This window comes from Actinoplanes sp. KI2, from assembly GCF_025630775.1.
GTDB lineage: Bacteria > Actinomycetota > Actinomycetes > Mycobacteriales > Micromonosporaceae > Actinoplanes.
Window position 1 is genome coordinate 1 of sequence record NZ_JAOSZE010000133.1, and the last position, 949, is coordinate 949.

The window sequence follows — 949 nt, forward strand, 5'->3', positions numbered from 1 at the left end:
TGCCGAGGCCGCACCGGCCCTGCCCGGCGTCGAGGTCACCATCGAAGCCGTCGACACCCAGGCGGCCAAGTTCGATCTGTCGTTCCGGCTGGAAGAAAACTTCGACGCCGAGGGCCGGCCGGCGGGGTTGTCGGGTGAGGTCGAGTTCGCCGTTGATCTGTTTGACGTTGCGACGGTGCAGGGTTTGTCGCGCTGGTTCGCTCGGGTGTTGGAGGGTCTGGTCGAGCGGCCGGACGCGGCGGTGGGTGAGGTGTCGCTGCTGTCGCCGGTCGAGCGGGATGTGGTGCTGAAGGAGTGGAACCAGACCGGTGCCGGGGTGCCGGTGGGGACCTTCCCGCAGCTGTTCCAGGCGCAGGTGGACGCCGATGGGTCGGCGCCCGCGGTGGTGTTCGGGTCGCAGGAACTGTCGTATGGGCAGTTGGCGGACCGGGTCGAGGTGTTCGCGGCCCGGTTGGCGGCGGCGGGCGTCGGCGCGGAGTCGGTGGTGGCGGTTGCCCTGCCGCGCTCGGTCGACCTGGTGGTCGCCCTGCTGGGGGTGTTGCGGGCCGGCGGCGCGTATCTGCCGGTGGACCCGGACTACCCGGCGGAGCGCATCGAGTTCATGCTCACCGACGCTGCCCCGGTACTGCTGGTCACCGACCAGACGACGCAGGGCAGCCTGCCGCGGGTCGACGTGCCGGTACTACTCGCCGACGAGGAAGCAACAGACGTTGGACCGCTGCCGCCGTTGCCGGTGGAGGTGCGGCATCCGGCGTATGTGATCTATACGTCGGGGTCGACGGGTCGGCCGAAGGGTGTGGTCGTCACTCATGGCGGTTTGGCGGCGTTGTCACAGGCCCAGCAGTCAGTACTAGGGGTGGGCCCGGGAAGCAGGGTGTTGCAGTTCGCGGCGTTGAGTTTCGACGCGGCGGCGTGGGAGATCGTGATGGGTCTGCTGTCGGGTGCGACC

At 69.3% G+C, this 949-nt stretch carries 1 protein-coding gene; it reads left to right on the forward strand.

Annotation, left to right across the window (positions count from 1 at the left end):
• Positions 1 to 949, forward strand: a 949-nt coding sequence (locus tag ODJ79_RS46620) for an AMP-binding protein (RefSeq protein WP_263030190.1), incomplete at both ends; no start/stop codon positions are given.